Origin of the sequence: Streptomyces xanthochromogenes (assembly GCF_014650455.1) — a bacterium.
GTDB classification, from domain to species: Bacteria; Actinomycetota; Actinomycetes; order Streptomycetales; family Streptomycetaceae; genus Streptomyces; species Streptomyces xanthochromogenes.
The window spans coordinates 165982-181624 of sequence record NZ_BMUZ01000006.1 but is presented as its reverse complement, the minus strand read 5'-3'; the positions used below and the strand labels follow the sequence as shown (position 1 = coordinate 181624).

Here is a 15643-nt window from a genome sequence, read left to right as displayed (position 1 = left end):
CGCCCGACGGGCCCGGAAGCCTCGGCCGCGGCGCCGCGGGCAGGACGGCGTGAACCGGGGCATCGGGGGCGGACAATGCTGGATCCCACATCGACGGCGGCCATCGCCGCCGTACTCGGCGCGGTCGGCTCGGGCCTGGCCAACGAGGCGGGCAAAGCGGCCTGGGAGAACGCCGGCGGTCTGGTCCGCCGCATCGTCGGCCGCGAGGTCCGCGCCCCAGGGGGCCGCCCCGAACTGGACGGCATCGCCCAGCAGGTGCACGACGCGGTACGCCACGACCCCGACCTCGCCCGCGCCTGGACGGCGTTCGCCCGCAGCGCCCCACGCCCCGGCCGGGGCGGCCGGGTGCCCGTGCTGGGCGCCTCCACTCGCTTCTTCACCGACCGCGACGGGGAGCGCAGGGCGCTGACCCGCGAGGCCTCCCGCAAGGCGGACGGCCGGCCCCGCATCGCCGTGCTGCACGGCCCCCAGGGCATCGGCACCAGCGCCCTCGCCGTCCACTGGGGCTGCGCGGAGGCGCGCCGCTTCCCGGACGGGCAGCTCTACGCAGACCTGCGCGGCACCGGCACCGCCTCGGGCACCGACCCGTCGACCGTACTGCGGCTGCTGCTCCAGCAGTTGGGCATCCCGGCCGCGGAGGTCCCGCCCGGCCGCGACGACCGCCAGGCCCTGCTGCGCGCCTGCACGGCGGACCGCCGGATGCTGATCGTCCTCGACCATGCCCGGTCCGCCGCGCAGATCCTCCCCGTACTCACCTCCGCCCCCGGTGTGTTCGTCGTCGTGGCGGCCCGCCATCCGCTGCCCGGCCTCGACGCGGTGGGGATTCCGGTGGGGCCGCTCGCCGACAAGGACGCCCGGCGGCTGCTCACCGAGGTCGCCGGGGCCGGGAACGTTCCGCTCGACCGGGCCGCCCTGCCCGCCGTACTCGCGCGCTGTGCGGGCTCGCCCTTCGCCCTGCGTGCCGCCGCGGCCCGCCTCACCGCGCAGCACTGGCGGCAGGAGGGCCACCCGGGCGCCGACGCGGCCCGCACCGCGGTGGCCGACGGGATGCGCGCCCTCGCCCCGGGTGCGGCCCGCGCCGTGCGGCTGCTGGCCCAGCGCGACTGGCCGGCCATCGGCGTACCGCTGGCCGCCGCGATCCTCGGCCTCGACGAGGCCGCAGCCGAACGCATCCTGGCCGAACTGGCCGGCAGCCACCTGATCGAGAGCGCTCACGACAGCGCGAACGGCCACGACGGCACGTACTGGATCAGACCGCTGATCCGCGAGTACGCCGCCACGGAGGCCCTGCGCGAGGACGGCCTGGCCGCGGCCGAGCAGGCCGTACGCGGCGCGGTGCGCTGGTGCGTCGCCTTCGCGGAACCGGCGAGCCGGGCGGCCCTCAGGCAGGGCTGGCGCCTGGGCGATACGGATGGTCCAGGGCCGGACGGTGTGCGCTACGCGGACGCGGGCGAGGCGCTGACCGCACTGCGCGAGGAACTGGGCAACCTCCTCCAAGCGGTGCGCGCCGCCGAGGAGTTGGGCGATACGGACGCGGTCTTCCGGCTGAACCAGGCGCTGTGGCCGGTGCAGCTGAAGATGGGCTGCCACGACGAACTGCTCCCCGCTCTGCGAGCGGGCGTCCGGGCCACCGAGGCCCGCGACCCCGATTCGCGCGAGGCAGCCCGTATGCACACCCTGCTCGGCCTCGACCTGACGGAGCTCGGGCAATGGCCCGAGGCCGAGAGCGCTTTCACCGCGGCCGCCCGCGCCGAACAAGCGGCGGGCCACTCCCGGGGGCGTGCCACCGCCATCGAGTCCCTCGGGCTGCTGCGGCTGCGCGAATGGCGCTTCCAGGAGGCGTACGACTGCTTCGAGGCGGCGGATCGCGCTCTCGACGGCGTGGCCGCCGACGGCGAGGAGAGCCGCGACCTGCCGCGTGCCCGCGCCCTCCTGGAGCGCCATCGCGGTCGGGCCCTGCGGGGTCTCGGCCGCTGGGCTCAGGCCGAGGCCCGGCTCGAGAGCGCTCTCGCCTTTTTCCGGGAGACCGGTGAGGCCTACAACACGGCCCGTACGCTCACCGATCTCGCCGAGACGTTCGAGGCGAGCGGCCGACCGGTGGACGCGCTTCCGCTTGTCGACGAAGCCATCGCGGCACTGGCCGGCGAACAGGCCCACTACCCCCTGGTGCACCTGAGAGCGCTCCGCGAGCGCTGCGTGGACGACCGCCCGGAATCCTGAACGCCCCCGTCTCCGGGCGCCGTTGGATCGGACCGCTCAGGTCCGAGCGCCCGGCTGCGACCGTCCAGCTCCGACCGTCCAACTGCGGTCCGTAGCTGTGATCGTCGATCCAAGCGGCGTGTCAGGGCGTGTCAGGGCATGACCGTGACATGGTGCGTGGTGCTGCCGGTGCGGACGGTCAGCCCCTCCTTCGTCGCCCGGTCGATGGTCCGTCCTGCCGCCAGCCACGCGTGCAGAGCCGAGGCCGAGGCCCCCGGGGCAAGGCCGTCCGGCTCGCCGGCGAGGCGGAGGAGCCGACCGGTACGGGTTCGTACGGTGCACGTCCGGGGACCGGTGACGTAGGCGGCGAGTGAACTGTAGGGGTGACGGGCCAGCACCTCGGCCGTCCACTGCTCGGGCGAGCCGAAGCGCGGATCGTCCGCCGCCCCCTCGCGCAACAGCACGTCGGCCAGGGCCAGTTGGCCGGGATCGCGAGTGTCCTCGGGGACGGCCAGGTGGACGTCACCCTCGCCCAAGGGCTCGTACCAGGGGTCGGAGTGCCGGGCCAGATGGATCGCGTACGGGTTCGTGGTCACCCGGGTGAGGACCTTCAACGGGGCGGTCGGGGAGGGGTGTTGGTGCGGCGGGAGCCTCAGCGGTTCCAGGAGTGCGGGGCGCTGGGGCTCGGGGGTGTTGAGCAGGCGGTAGAAGAGGCTGCGCAGCAGGGCGGCCGACGTGCCGGGAGCGGAGGTGGTGAGGCGGGCCGGGCCCGGCAGGGGGCGGTGGTTCGCGATCAGGCCGTGCAGGTGGTCGGCGAGCGGTGCGTGCGGGTCGAACTGCGGCGCCTGGGCGACGAATTGGGCCACGGGGGATAGGGGATCGAGCCCGGCCGACGGGGTCGTGCCGAGCAGTACGGGAATGCCGAGGGCCGCCGCGTAGTAGCTGACCGAACCGTGATCGCCGATGACCGCGTCCGCCGCGAGAAGTGCCTGGCGCCAGTCGTGCAGGGGGTCGACGAGTACGAGTCCGGCACGCAGGGCGCGGTCCAGCCAGGCCCGGATCTGCCCGGGGCCGTGGCCCTGCCAGATGTTGGGGTGCAGCACGGCCGCGACCCGGTACTCATCCGCCGGCAGCTCCGCGGTCAGCCGGGGCAACAGGGACGGGAACACGTCGGCCCCGCCGCCGTCGCCGAACAGGGACTCGGGGTTCCAGGTCGAGTTCAGCACCACCAGGCGTTGGCCCCGGCGCACCCCGAACGCCTTCCGGAAGCGCTCTCGGTACGGGCGGGCGGCCAGCATCCGGTCGAAGCAGGGGCCGCCCGCGAGGACCGCGGTGGCAACCGCCTCGGGGCAAGCGGTCCGCAACCGGTCCAGTTGCTCGGGGTGGGAGAGAACCATTGCGTCCGCGATCGGGATGCCGTCGTGGAGCAGCCAGTCGGGGGAGAGTCCGAATACCGGTGGGGCCGCGAGTGGGACCCGGGGTGGGGCCGGGGCTGGGGCCGCGAGAGCGCTTTCGGCGGCCTGCCCGAGCGAGAGAGCGCTCTCGGCGGCCCGCCCGTGGCGATGCGGGACAGCTCTTGGGCCCGCATCCGGGTCCGGGTCTGTACCCGGTCCCGCGTCCGGGGGCGAATCAGAGGTGAGAGGCGACTCCGGCGTCCGGCGTCCGGCGTCCGGCGTCCGGCGTGGCGAGCGTCTTATTGTAGCCAACACCGTGTGAAAGCAGGGCCAACTGCCCTGAAATGCGGTGCAGTTGACCACCCAGACTGGCCGTAATCGCCAGGTCCACCTTCGTTTCGAGTGCCTGTTCCCACGGGAGCACCGGCACCCCGGTCTCGGCGAGCAGGGCCGCCACACCGCCCTCGAACGCCGAGGAGCCGGTGCAGGTGGCCAGCAGTTGGATACCGAAGTCGTCGTGGAACAGTGGCAGCACATCGAGCAGCCGGGTAGCCGATGTCACGTTGTGCACCACGAACAGCACCCGCTTGCACCGGCCGCGGGACGCCCAGCGGGCAGCCTCGTCGCCGACCGGCACCCGTATGTACCGATCGCCCGCGCCCGCTCCCGTCACCGTGCCGCCCCCTGCTTCACGCCCGCGCCGTCCCCTCGTTGTGGTGCGGCCACGATAGCCAAGGGCCTTTCCCCGGGTGCGCTGCTCCGGGTACCGCTGCTCCGGGCGAAGCCGAGCAGCTCGCCGACCCCCGCGCGCTCAGCCGACCCCGCGCGGCACCCGACCCGCTCCCGCTCGCTCGCGCCCGCCACCCGCCCGCTCCGCTCGTAGACCCCGGGCACCCCACTGCTCCATACGGCTGCTCCTCCCCACCCCCGGGGCGCGCGCCGGGCCCGGACGACCCCCGGGTGGGTGGCGGCGGGCTCAGGGCGGGCGGTGCCCGGTCGCGGGGCCGTGCGAGGGGGCAGGCGCGTGGGGCGCGAGGGGCGCGCGTGAAGCTTGGCTGTTGCCCCGCTTAAGAAATCCTCGATGGACTCGGCGCCCCGCTCTCGGCAGATTGGTGATCAGCAACAGCTTCACCACCCACCACCTCGTACGCCCGGCCCCGATCCGTGGCCGGCCGCCCCTCTCCGTACGCCGGGAGCACCGCCCATGAAGGCACTTGTCAAGCAGCACGCCGAACCCGGACTGTGGCTCATGGACGTACCCGAGCCGGAGACCGGGCCCGGCGATGTGCTGATCAAGGTGCTTCGTACCGGGATCTGCGGCACCGACCTGCACATCCGCTCCTGGGACGGCTGGGCGCAGGGCGCCGTCAGGACGCCGCTGATCCTCGGCCACGAGTTCGTCGGCGAGGTCGCCGCCGTCGGAGCGGACGTCCAGGACATCGCGGTCGGCGACCTGGTCAGTGGCGAGGGGCACCTGGTCTGCGGAAAGTGCCGCAACTGCCTGGCCGGGCGCCGGCACCTGTGCCGTTCCACCGTCGGTCTCGGTGTGGGACGCGACGGCGCGTTCGCCGAGTACGTGGCGCTGCCCGCCTCCAACGTGTGGGTGCACCGCACCAAGGTGGACCTGGACGTCGCCGCGATCTTCGACCCGTTCGGCAACGCCGTGCACACCGCCCTGTCCTTCCCGCTGGTCGGCGAGGACGTGCTGATCACCGGCGCGGGCCCGATCGGCATCATGGCCGCGGCCGTCGCCAAGCACGCCGGCGCCCGCAGTGTCGTGATCACCGATGTCAGTGAGTCCCGTCTGGAGATCGCCCGCAAGGCCGGGGCCACGCTCGCGCTCAACGTCGCCGAGCACGACATCGCCCACGCGCAGAAGCAGCTCGGCCTCAAGGAGGGCTTCGACATCGGCCTGGAGATGTCCGGCCGTCCCGAGGCCATGCGCGACATGGTCGCGAACATGACGCACGGCGGCCGCATCGCGATGCTGGGCCTGCCGGCGCAGGAGTTCGCCGTGGACTGGGCGAAGATCGTCACCTCGATGATCACCATCAAGGGCATCTACGGGCGCGAGATGTTCGAGACCTGGTACGCCATGACCGTGCTGCTCGAAGGCGGGCTCGACCTCAGCCCCGTGATCACCGGCAAGTACGGCTACCAGGACTTCGACGCGGCCTTCGACGAGGCCGCCACCGCCCGCAGCGGCAAGATCATCCTCGACTGGACCGTCTAGCCCTTCCCGCAGGCCAGCCCTTCCCGCAGGCCCTCCCGTCCCAGAGGCCCGTCCCTCCCGCGGGCCCGCCCGGACGCCGGCCCCTCCCGCCTCCCGCCGCCTTAGGAGCACCCCGCATGTACGCGAACGTCCGAGACGACATCCAGAAGACCCTCGACGAGATCAAGGAAGCCGGTCTCTTCAAGCCCGAGCGTGTGATCTCCACCCCGCAGAGCGCCTCCGTCTCGGTGCCCTCGGGCGACGTCCTCAACTTCTGCGCCAACAACTATCTCGGCCTCGCCGACCACCCCGAGGTGGTCGCCGCCGCCAAGGACGCCCTGGACCGCTGGGGCTACGGCATGGCCTCGGTCCGCTTCATCTGCGGCACCCAGGACGTGCACAAGGAGCTGGAGGGCCGCCTGTCGGCGTTCCTCGGCCAAGAGGACACGATCCTGTACTCCTCCTGCTTCGACGCCAACGGCGGGGTCTTCGAGACGCTGCTCGACGCGCAGGACGCCGTCATCTCCGACGCCCTGAACCACGCCTCCATCATCGACGGCATCCGGCTCTCCAAGGCCGCCCGCTTCCGCTACGCCAACCGCGACATGGCGGACCTGGAGGCCAAGCTCAAGGAGGCCTCGGGCGCGCGCCGCCGTCTGATCGTCACCGACGGCGTGTTCTCCATGGACGGCTACATCGCCCCGCTCCAGGAGATCTGCGACCTCGCCGACCGTTACGACGCCATGGTCATGGTCGACGACTCGCACGCGGTCGGCTTCACCGGCCCCGGCGGCGCCGGCACCCCCGCCCTGCACGGGGTCGGCGACCGCGTCGACATCATCACCGGCACGCTCGGCAAGGCCCTCGGCGGCGCCTCCGGCGGCTATGTCGCGGCCCGCGCCGAGATCGTCGCCCTGCTGCGGCAGCGCTCCCGCCCGTACCTGTTCTCGAACTCGCTCGCCCCCGTCATCGCGGCCGCGTCCCTCAAGGTCCTCGACCTCCTGGAGTCGGCCGGTGACCTGCGCGAGAAGCTCGCCGCCAACACGACGCTCTTCCGTACTCGGATGGCCGAGGAAGGCTTCGAGATCCTGCCCGGCGAGCACCCCATCGCGCCCGTCATGATCGGCGACGCGGCCGAGGCGGCCCGCATGGCAGAGCTGCTCCTGGAGCGCGGCGTGTACGTGATCGGCTTCTCCTACCCGGTGGTACCGATGGGCGCGGCCCGTATCCGCGTCCAGCTCTCGGCGGCCCACTCGACCGAGGACATCGAGAAGACCGTGGCCGCCTTCGTCGACGCACGCTCGGCCATGCAGGCCTGACCTGCGGGCGGCCGGGCGGGCCCGGCACTCACGGGTCCGCCCGGATTCCCGGGCGTCGGTGCGGGCCCCGCGTCCGGGCGACAATGGCTGGGTGATCGACCCCCGCCGGCTCCGCATCCTGCGTGCCGCGGCGGACCACCGTACGGTGACCGCCGCGGCAGCAGCGCTGTATCTGACCCCCTCCGCCGTCTCCCAGCAGCTCGCCGCCCTGGAGCAGGAGACCGGGCACACCCTGCTCACCCGCAGCGGCAAGGGCGTACGGCTCACGGCCGCGGGCGCGATCCTCCTGGAGCACGCCAACGCGGTCCTGGCCCAGCTGGAGCGGGCCGAGGCGGAGCTGGCCGCCTACGCGGGCGGCGCGGCCGGAGAGGTCACGGTGGCCGCCTTCGCCACCGGCATCGCGGAGGTGCTCGCCCCCGCGATCACGCGGCTGCGCGACACATACCCCTCGATCCGGGTCCGGGTGCGCGACGCCGAGGGTGACGAGGCGCTGCCCCTGGTCCTGGACGGAGAGGCCGATCTGGCGCTGGCCGTCGAGTACCGGGGCGCGCCCCGCGAGGACGACAGCAGGCTCTCGCGCGTCCCGCTGTACGCCGAGCCCTTCGACGCCGTGCTGCCCGCCGGGCACCCCCTCGCGCAGGTCCCGAACGTGCCGCTCTCGGCGCTCGCCGACGACGACTGGATCGGGCCCTACCCGGGCAACCCCTGCCACGACGTGATGCTGCTCGCGTGTGAACTCGCCGGATTCCAGCCCGAGTTGGTGCACTCGTCGGACGACTTCCGGGCCGTGGTGGCCCTTGCGGGCGCGGGGGCGGGCGTGGCGCTCGTGCCGCGGTCCGCGCTGCGCGGCATGGCGCAGAAGGGCACCGTGGTCCGCCCCGTGGACGGTCCGGCGGCGACCCGGCGGGTGTTCGCGGCGGTCCGCAGGGGAGCGGAGCGGCACCCTTTGTTCCACCCGGTCCTCGACGCCCTGGCGGAGGCGGCGCGCGGCCTGCCCACCGACTAGCGCCGGCGCCGCCCGAGGAGCGGCCCCTGGGCGGTACTGCGGGACGGACCGGCGGCCCTACGGGCTCGGGCTCGGCTCAGGCCCAGGCCGGAGCGGTGCCGGTCAGCTGGCAGACCACCAGGTACAGCGGGATGGGCGGGGTGTAGGGCGTCGCGCCCTCCGGGAAGTTGATCAGGCGGGGGCGGTCGGCGTCCGGGACCACGGCCCCGGGTGCGTAGCGCACCGGCCGGGGCCAGGGCAGCTCGTGGTCGGAGCCGGCCGGCACGATCCACCACCACCAGTCGGCGGAGGCGAACACGCAGCCGGACCTCGGCAGCCGGGACAGCAGCCGGAAACCGTGCACGGCGGGCACGCCCACCGCGTCACGGCCCAGGGCGGCGGGCCTGACCTGCGGCAGCAGTACTCCGCCGCCGGGTCGAGCGGCGGAGCCGCCGGGCCCGGGCACACCGTGCGCACCCCCACTGCGCACGGGGCCTCGGGGCCCGGCGGTTCCGGACCCATCGGTTCGCGAGCCCTGTCGCTCGGACCGGGGTCCCCAAGGAAGCTTTTCTCTCAGCACGGGCGGGCCGCCCGACCCGGCCCGTCGTGCGCGAGCTCGGCCCAGACGATGCGGCCGGGGCCGTACGGGGCGTCGTGCGAACCCCAGGCGCTGCTCACCGCGTCCACGAGGAGCAGCCCGCGCCCGCGCTCCTCGTCGTCGCCCGAGTTGCACAGGCGAGGCCCGGCCGAACCACAGCCCAGGTCCCTGACGGCTATCCGCAACGCCCGCTGCAGATCGGTGAGTTCGCACAGTATGTGGTCGCCGGCGGTGTGCACGACGGCGTTGGTGACGAGCTCGGAGATCACCAGCGAGGCGGTCTCGTGGAGCTCGTCGTGGTGCCCCCAGCCGGTCAGCATGTCCCTGCTGCGCAGCCGGGCGAGGGAAACCGATTCGGTACGGGCCGGCACGTCGAAGGCGTACCGCCGCACGGCGGTCCCGGAGCAGGCGCCTGTGAGCCGAGGGACGAGCGCGTTACCAGGGGCCACGACCGGGATCCTCACAGTGGGGAGGCGGCTCGGGACGCAGCCCCTTTCGAGACCGCGCACGTTCACCGCGTGTGAACTGGTTCACCGACCTACCTTGTACCCGCGGCGGACACTTGGCAAGGGGCACTCTGAAAAATGCAGAGTGCCGTTCTCCTATCTGCAACGACGTGGCACACTGCTCGGAACAGCGCGTGGGGAGGTCTGTCGTGAGTGAACCCCGGTCCGCCCCGACCGTGGGCCAGGTCGTGCTGGGCAGACGCCTGCAGGACCTGCGCGAGCGGGCCGGTCTCCGGCGCGAGGAAGCGGCCAAGGTGCTGCGGGTCGCTCCGGCCACCATCCGCCGCATGGAAATGGCCGAGGTCTCCCTCAAGATCCCCTACGTGGTGCTGCTCCTGCAGGCGTACGGGATCGCCGACAGCGAGGCGGAAGGTTTCGTCGCCCTGGCCGAGGAGGCCAACAAGCCCGGCTGGTGGCAGCGCTTCCACGACATCCTGCCCGACTGGTTCAGCATGTACGTGAGCCTGGAGGGCGCGGCCTCGCTGATCAGGTCGTACGAGCCGCACTTCGTGCCCGGCCTGCTGCAGACCGAGGAGTACGCCCGCCACGTGATGCGCAGCGGCGCGCTCGGCGCGACCAGCCACGCGGACATAGACCGGCACGTGGCGCTGCGCATGGCCCGCCAGTCGCTGCTGACCCGCGAGGACGCCCCGCGCCTGTGGGTGATCATGGACGAGACGGTGCTGCGCCGTCCGGTCGGCTCGGCGCAGGTGATGCGGGACCAGATCGACCGCCTCCTGGAGGCATCGACGCTGGCGAACGTCACCGTGCAGCTCGCCGAGTTCGCCTCCGGGCACCATCCGGGAACGTACGGGCCCTTCGTGCTCTTCCGCTTCGCCGTGCCCGAACTGCCGGACATGGTCTACAGCGAGTACCTGACCGGCGCCGTCTATCTGGACGCGCGCCCCGAGGTGGCCACGCACCTGGAGGTCATGGACCGCATGGCGGCTCAGGCCGCGACTGCACAACGCACGAAGGAGATCCTCAGGGACCTCCGCAAGGAGCTGTGAATGGATCACATATACGACGGCGGGCCGGCCGGCGGGCACATCTACAACGGCATGCCCGCGGCCCTGCTCGGCGCCGAGGGCTGGCACAAGCCGTGGAGCGGCGGCAACGGCGGCAACTGCTTCGAGGCGATGAAGCTGGCCGACGGCCGGGTCGCGGTGCGTCAGTCGGCCGATCCCGAGGGCCCCGCGCTGATCTACACGCCCGGCGAGATCGCCGCGTTCATCCAGGGTGCCAAGTCCGGCCAGGCCGACTTCCTCCTGACGTGATCCGCCCGGCCCGCCCGGTCCCTCCGGCGTTCCCGGCCCTTTGATCCTCCCGGCTCCTGATCATCCGGACCCCTGACCCTCCCGATCCATCCGCCTTTCGCTCGACTCCCTTGATTCCCCCACCTGTTCACTGACCTTCATCCCCATGGAGCGCACATGACCGGGCAAGACCGCAGCGCCGTGACGATCGACACCAGCAAGCCCCACCCGGCCCGGGTGTACGACTGGTTCCTCGGCGGCAAGGACAACTACCCGGTCGACGAGGCGCTCGCCGAGCAGCTGCTCGCGCTCGACTCGCGCGGCCGGGACATCGCGCGGGTCAACCGGGCCTTCATGCACCGCGCCACCCGCTGGCTCGCCGAGCAGGGCGTGCGCCAGTTCCTGGACATCGGCACCGGAATCCCCACCGAGCCGAATCTCCACCAGGTCGCCCAGAGCACGGCCTCCGACGCGCGCATCGTGTACGCGGACAACGACCCGATCGTGCTGCGGCACGCGGAGGCCCTGCTGCGCTCCACCCCCGACGGCGTCACCGAGTACATCCAGGCCGACGTCCGCGAACCCGAGCGCATCCTCGAACTCGCCCACGGCACCCTGGACTTCGACCGCCCGATCGCGCTCTCCCTCATCGCCCTGACCCACTTCATCGGGGACGGCGACGATGTGTACGGGATCGTCGACCGCCTTCTGGATGTCCTGGCGCCGGGCAGCTATCTGGTCCTGTCGCAGATCACCGGCGACTTCGACCCGGAGAGCGCGGCCCGTGCCGTCGAGCTCTACAAGGAGGGCGGCGTCACCCTGCGCCCGCGCACCAAGGCCGAGGTCACCCGGTTCTTCCACGGCCGCGAACTGGCGGAACCGGGCGTCGGCCTGGCCGCCGAGTGGCACCCGGAGCTCGGCGAGAGCGCGGCCGAGGGCGACCACACCATCCCCGTGTACGCGGGCGTGGCCCGCAAGGCCTGAGCCCCCGGGCGCGGTCCCGGCCGGGACCGCGCCCGCCCGCTCACCCCAGGTCGAAGACGTTGGGCAGGCCGATCCGGTAACGCAGCCGGTCGGTGTTCTTCAGGAGGTCCAGCTCCGGCGCGCTGTAGAGCCGGGTCACCGTGCAGCGCGGCGCGGTCGAACCGACCCTGTCCAGAAGGGCGTTGGCGGCCAGGCGGCCCGAGGTGTTGGCGCCCTCCATGGTGGCCAGGTCGATGGGGACGGCCACGTAGTCGCCCGCGAGGTAGAAGTTGGGGATCTTCGTGGCGGCCGAGGGGCGGTTGTGGAAGGTGCCCGTGGGGTGGATGAGCAGCTCGTCCTCGTTGCGCGGATCGGGTGTACCGATGCCGGAGACACCGGGGTCCAGGAACCACGAGTGCAGCCTGGAGTCGCTGAGGACCGTCCTGCCGGTGTCGTTGAGCGCGGCCTTCAGCTGCGCCCACACCTCGCGCGCGACCTCGTCGCGGGTGCACTGCTTGGCCGTCTTCCCGTACAGGATGCCGGGCTTGTCCCATTCGGATATGTCCACCGAGAGGCAGTCGGCCACCGACCCGTCCCCGTAGTCGTCTGCGAAGGGGTGCCGGGGCCAGTGCTCGGCCTGGGCGATGGCGGTCAGCGACCACTGCGAGTCGATGCAGTCGACGTGCCCGTGCACGATGTCCGGCCGTTCGGTCAGATAGAACTGAATGCCCGTCATCCAGTCGGTGCGCAGCAGGTCGCAGCGCGCCAGCTGGGGGTCTGCGGCGCGCATCGCGGCACTCCAGGTGGGCCGCGCGTGCTCGACGGGGAGCGCCGAGACGTAGTGGTCGGCGGTCACCGTCCGCACGACGCCGCTCGCGTCGGTGATCTGAATGCCCGTCACCCTGCCGCCCGCGTAGGTCACTTCCCGTACCGTCCAGCCGACGTTGAACTCGACCCCCAGTGAGCGGAGTTGTGCGACCCAGGGATCGATCCACGCCTCATTGGTCGGGGCGTTGAGGATGCGGTCGAGGGGGCCGTCCGCGCCCCGGCCGAGCGCGTTGAACGCGAAGGCTTCGAGGAGGCTGCCCACCGTGCGGGTGCTGGCCTCCTCGGCCTTGGTCGCCACGATGTTGCGGGTCACGCCCACGGCGAGGATGCGCTGGTAGTCGTAACTCATCTGCGCGGCCCGGGTGAACGTCCACCACGGGACGCTCTCCCACTGGTTGTCCCGGCGCTCCTGGCAGCTGGTGAGGAAGACCGCGAGCCGGTCCACGAAGTAGGCGACCTCGCGGGCCGGCAGTCGCTGGAAGGTGCCGAGGACGCCGGTCAGGGCGCGGCGGATGTCGTCGAGGGTGAGCGGCTGGGGGGTGCCCGCACCCGGCATCGGCAGGCGCAGGTCCTCCTGGCCGGTCCGGGCGAACATCATCTCCTTGGGTGCCACCAGGTTGTCCCAGACGCCATGGGCGTTGCCCGGGAACGGAATCCGCCGCATCGTGTCCGGCAGGTTGTGGTAGATGCCGGGGATGAAGCGGAAGCCGTGCTCGGCGGGGAGCGGCTTGCGGCCGCCCTTCGCGCTGTCGGGGACGTCCATGGAGCGGGCCTTGCCGCCGAGTGCCCGGCGCTCGAAGAGGGTGACGCGGAAGCCGCGCTCGGCCAGCTCGTGAGCCGCCGTCAGTCCCGCGACCCCGCCGCCGAGCACGGCCACGCTCTGCCCGCTCGCCGTGCCCGGTGCCGTGTGTGCGGCGGCGGAGGCGACGGGCGCCTCCATTCCCAGGGCGGCGGCCGCGCCCGCCGCCGCCGTACCCGCGACAAAAGTCCGTCTCGTGCTGCCCGTGCGCGTCACAGTGCTCCCTATTACCGGTGGTAACGGTCACGTCCGGCGCAGGAGCATACGGTCGCCCCGTCCATCCCGGAAGACTGATCGGGTGTGCGACGCACGGCGATTACGAGACGAATTCCTCGTCCCCGTAACGGACTTGGGCCTTGTTCCAGTCCACGCCGAGGGACGCGGTGAACTTCCTCGCCAGCGGCAGATCGGCGAGCGGGGCGATGAGAACGAGCCGCCCGTCGAGGGTTACCGAGCCGCCGCCCAGCTCGTCCCGCGCCTCGGGGTCGTCGACCAGCGCGTCGTGCAGCCGGCTCGCCGAGACGCCCGGCGCCTGGATCTCCACGGCGTCGGCCCCGGGCGCCGTCCGCGGCAGGCAGCGGAAGGTCAGCACCGACTCCTGGTGGTACTGCTTGGCGATCACCCCGGCGATGTGGTGCAACCCGTCCCGGTTCACCCGGGTGACGTCGAACTCGCGCGAGCGCTCGTAGGTGGTCTGCTTCAACTCGCCCGACCAGAAAACCCCGTTGAGCAGCTCGGAGGCGCCGGCCCGCGCCCCGTTGGCGTGGATGATCCCGCGCACCTCGCGGTCGAAGCGTTCGAGCCGGGTCCTGAGGCGCGGGTCGGCCGGATCGGTGATGATCGCCGTGTTGTTCGTCGCGAAGATCTCCGCGGGCGGGCAGCCGTGCCCCGCCTCGGCGGCCCGCGCGGTGCCGGCGCCCGCCGTTCCCAGGGTCAGGGCCCCGACCGTGACCAGGACGCGCAACCTCTGTCTCATGCCTCAACTCCCTTGCCAGTGGCTCGATCTGGTGCGCCGAGGCGCATCTGGATCACCGTAGGGGTCGTGGCACGGAGTTAACCGCGGTAACTCCACGTATGGCCGACATCGGATGCCGCACCTGCGGCACGTACGCGCGCCGCCCGTGTCACTGGCCGCGCCAGATGTTGTCGAAGGCCGCGTCCTCGATGCTGCGCCGCTGGCGTACGGCGGCCAGTTCGGTCACCGCGTCGTCGACGGCCGTCACCACGGTCACCGCCGTGTCGCCCGCGCGGGCCGCGAGGGCCTCGGGGGCCTCGTCGCGCAGCCGGGCGGCGACCCCGAGGCCCGCGAGGACCGGCTCGCCCGAGGCCCAGCGCTCCATCGCCGCACGCCGGTCCGGTGAATCGGCCGCCGCCGCGCGCCCGGTGCGCAGCGGCAGCCAGCGGTGGTGCTCCCGGGTCACGCCGCCGTCCGTCTCCAGGGCGGTGAGATAGGCCGCGTACAGGCCACGGCCCCGGCGCCACAGCCAGTCCTCCACGGACTCGTACGGGCTCTGCCGGACGAGGGCCGCGGCCGCTTCGGTCAACTGCCGGTCGGCGAGACCGCTCGGCGCTGGGCCGGGGACGATGCGGTCGCCCTCCAGGGTGAGCGCGAAGAGGTCGGCGAGATCGAGGAGTTCGGCTCCGGCGAGGGCCAGCGAGAGGTCGCCCTGCTCGACGGGGTGGCCGGCGGGCATGACGTCCATGCTGACGATCAGCAGGTCCCGTGCTGTGGTCATGTCGGATTCCCTGTCGAAGGCGTCGGGGTGTCGGTCGGGGTGTCGAGGTGTCCAAGGCGTCGGGGTGTCGGTCGGGGTGTCGAGGTGTCCAAGGCGTCGGGGTGTCGGTCGAGGTGGCGAAGGCGTCGGCGGTACGCGCGGGGCGCACGGCATGCGCGCATCTTGAGGAGATCGCGGCGCACGGCATGCGGGCATCCTAAGGAGATCGCGGGGCCCGTGGCAGGGGGCGCTCCGGTGACGGCCGGGGACGCACCACCGCCGAAGGCGGTCATGGCGCGCCGGAAGTGCCGGGCGACCCGGCCGGGGCCGCGCCGCGAGCGGGGCCTGTGATCAGATGAGGGCATGTCCCGTCGCACCCAGCGCCCCGTACGTCCCGCCGCCCCGAAGGCCTGCCCCTGCGGGCTGCCCGCCGCCTATGCCGAGTGCTGCGGCCGCTATCACTCCGGCACTGCCGCGGCCCCGACCGCCGAGGCGCTGATGCGCTCGCGGTTCAGCGCCTTCGCGGTCCAGGACGGGCCGTACCTGCTGCGCACCTGGCACCCCGACACCCGGCCCGCGGGGCTCGACCTCGACCCCGGCATGCGGTGGACGCGCCTGGAGATCCTGGACACCACCGACGGCAGCGCCTTCCACACCACCGGCACGGTCACCTTCCGCGCGCACTACACCCACGGCGGCGAGGCCGGGTCGCTGCACGAGCAGAGCCGGTTCTCGCGCGTCGAGGGCGCCTGGGTCTACCTCGACGCGGTGTTCACCGACTGACGGGCGACGCAGGGAAGCCCCAACGCGGCCTTGGTGGAGGCCAGTTGGGCGTGATGAGGCCTTCGGTGCCAGGTGTGACCGCACAC

At 72.7% G+C, this 15643-nt stretch carries 15 protein-coding genes; 8 read left to right on the top strand and 7 right to left on the bottom strand.

What is annotated here, in order from left to right:
• Positions 1-75 precede the first annotated feature (75 nt).
• A complete protein-coding gene (locus IE267_RS17630) occupies positions 76-2220 on the top strand; it encodes a tetratricopeptide repeat protein (protein WP_189763868.1) in 2145 nt (714 codons plus the stop codon).
• A 131-nt stretch (positions 2221-2351) separates the two neighbouring features.
• On the opposite strand, the gene IE267_RS17625 is transcribed toward IE267_RS17630, so the two are convergent.
• Positions 2352-3596, bottom strand: a complete 1245-nt coding sequence (locus tag IE267_RS17625; RefSeq protein ID WP_189763867.1) for a CDP-glycerol glycerophosphotransferase family protein — start codon at positions 3594-3596, stop codon at positions 2352-2354.
• A 232-nt stretch (positions 3597-3828) separates the two neighbouring features.
• On the bottom strand, positions 3829-4176 hold the full coding sequence (locus tag IE267_RS17620) for a hypothetical protein (protein WP_308428818.1): 348 nt from the start codon (positions 4174-4176) through the stop codon (positions 3829-3831).
• A gap of 621 nt (positions 4177-4797) precedes the next feature.
• On the opposite strand from IE267_RS17620, the gene tdh reads away from it, so the two are divergent.
• From tdh to IE267_RS17605, 3 genes are all read left to right on the top strand, one after another.
• Positions 4798-5826, top strand: coding sequence for an L-threonine 3-dehydrogenase (gene tdh / locus IE267_RS17615; protein WP_161256643.1), 1029 nt, complete (start codon positions 4798-4800; stop codon positions 5824-5826).
• A gap of 116 nt (positions 5827-5942) precedes the next feature.
• Entirely contained in the window at positions 5943-7124 is a 1182-nt protein-coding gene (locus IE267_RS17610; RefSeq protein WP_167152354.1) for a glycine C-acetyltransferase, read from the top strand.
• Positions 7125-7215: 91 nt separating this feature from the next.
• Positions 7216-8130 (top strand): LysR family transcriptional regulator, encoded by a 915-nt coding sequence (locus IE267_RS17605; RefSeq protein ID WP_189763866.1) that lies wholly within the window; start codon positions 7216-7218, stop codon positions 8128-8130.
• 76 nt (positions 8131-8206) lie between these two features.
• On the opposite strand, the gene IE267_RS17600 is transcribed toward IE267_RS17605, so the two are convergent.
• Together IE267_RS17600 and IE267_RS17595 are read right to left on the bottom strand one after the other, a co-directional pair.
• Positions 8207-8599 (bottom strand): hypothetical protein, encoded by a 393-nt coding sequence (locus IE267_RS17600; RefSeq protein ID WP_373304561.1) that lies wholly within the window; start codon positions 8597-8599, stop codon positions 8207-8209.
• An 83-nt stretch (positions 8600-8682) separates the two neighbouring features.
• Positions 8683-9156 (bottom strand): ATP-binding protein, encoded by a 474-nt coding sequence (locus IE267_RS17595; RefSeq protein WP_161244155.1) that lies wholly within the window; start codon positions 9154-9156, stop codon positions 8683-8685.
• A 206-nt stretch (positions 9157-9362) separates the two neighbouring features.
• Here IE267_RS17595 and IE267_RS17590 point away from each other — a divergent pair, with 206 nt between their 5' ends.
• The 3 genes from IE267_RS17590 to IE267_RS17580 all read left to right on the top strand — a co-directional run bounded on the left by IE267_RS17590 (position 9363) and on the right by IE267_RS17580 (position 11453).
• Positions 9363-10223, top strand: a complete 861-nt coding sequence (locus IE267_RS17590) for a Sco1979 family transcriptional regulator (RefSeq protein WP_161244154.1) — start codon at positions 9363-9365, stop codon at positions 10221-10223.
• Positions 10224-10490 (top strand): DUF397 domain-containing protein, encoded by a 267-nt coding sequence (locus tag IE267_RS17585; RefSeq protein ID WP_161244153.1) that lies wholly within the window; start codon positions 10224-10226, stop codon positions 10488-10490.
• Positions 10491-10646: 156 nt separating this feature from the next.
• Positions 10647-11453 (top strand): SAM-dependent methyltransferase, encoded by an 807-nt coding sequence (locus tag IE267_RS17580; RefSeq protein ID WP_189763865.1) that lies wholly within the window; start codon positions 10647-10649, stop codon positions 11451-11453.
• 40 nt (positions 11454-11493) lie between these two features.
• Here IE267_RS17580 and IE267_RS17575 read toward each other — a convergent pair whose 3' ends face one another.
• The 3 genes from IE267_RS17575 to IE267_RS17565 all read right to left on the bottom strand — a co-directional run bounded on the left by IE267_RS17575 (position 11494) and on the right by IE267_RS17565 (position 14795).
• Positions 11494-13275, bottom strand: a complete 1782-nt coding sequence (locus IE267_RS17575; protein WP_229861287.1) for a hydroxysqualene dehydroxylase — start codon at positions 13273-13275, stop codon at positions 11494-11496.
• A 100-nt stretch (positions 13276-13375) separates the two neighbouring features.
• On the bottom strand, positions 13376-14035 hold the full coding sequence (locus tag IE267_RS17570; protein ID WP_189763864.1) for a hypothetical protein: 660 nt from the start codon (positions 14033-14035) through the stop codon (positions 13376-13378).
• A gap of 148 nt (positions 14036-14183) precedes the next feature.
• The gene (locus IE267_RS17565) at positions 14184-14795 is read right to left on the bottom strand and encodes a GPP34 family phosphoprotein (protein ID WP_189763863.1); all 612 of its coding nucleotides are present in this window, start codon (positions 14793-14795) and stop codon (positions 14184-14186) included.
• 342 nt (positions 14796-15137) lie between these two features.
• On the opposite strand from IE267_RS17565, the gene IE267_RS17560 reads away from it, so the two are divergent.
• A complete protein-coding gene (locus tag IE267_RS17560) occupies positions 15138-15557 on the top strand; it encodes a YchJ family protein (RefSeq protein WP_167152346.1) in 420 nt (139 codons plus the stop codon).
• Positions 15558-15643 lie beyond the last annotated feature (86 nt).

Excerpts from the sequence above, each read along its gene's own strand:
- IE267_RS17630 (WP_189763868.1), top strand. The coding sequence starts at position 76 with ATGCTGGATCCCACATCGACGGCGGCCATCGCCGCCGTACTCGGCGCG.
- IE267_RS17625 (WP_189763867.1), bottom strand. The coding sequence starts at position 3,596 with ATGGTTCTCTCCCACCCCGAGCAACTGGACCGGTTGCGGACCGCTTGC.
- tdh (WP_161256643.1), top strand. The coding sequence starts at position 4,798 with ATGAAGGCACTTGTCAAGCAGCACGCCGAACCCGGACTGTGGCTCATG.
- IE267_RS17610 (WP_167152354.1), top strand. The coding sequence starts at position 5,943 with ATGTACGCGAACGTCCGAGACGACATCCAGAAGACCCTCGACGAGATC.
- IE267_RS17585 (WP_161244153.1), top strand. The coding sequence starts at position 10,224 with ATGGATCACATATACGACGGCGGGCCGGCCGGCGGGCACATCTACAAC.
- IE267_RS17580 (WP_189763865.1), top strand. The coding sequence starts at position 10,647 with ATGACCGGGCAAGACCGCAGCGCCGTGACGATCGACACCAGCAAGCCC.
- IE267_RS17570 (WP_189763864.1), bottom strand. The coding sequence starts at position 14,035 with ATGAGACAGAGGTTGCGCGTCCTGGTCACGGTCGGGGCCCTGACCCTG.
- IE267_RS17565 (WP_189763863.1), bottom strand. The coding sequence starts at position 14,795 with ATGACCACAGCACGGGACCTGCTGATCGTCAGCATGGACGTCATGCCC.
- IE267_RS17560 (WP_167152346.1), top strand. The coding sequence starts at position 15,138 with ATGTCCCGTCGCACCCAGCGCCCCGTACGTCCCGCCGCCCCGAAGGCC.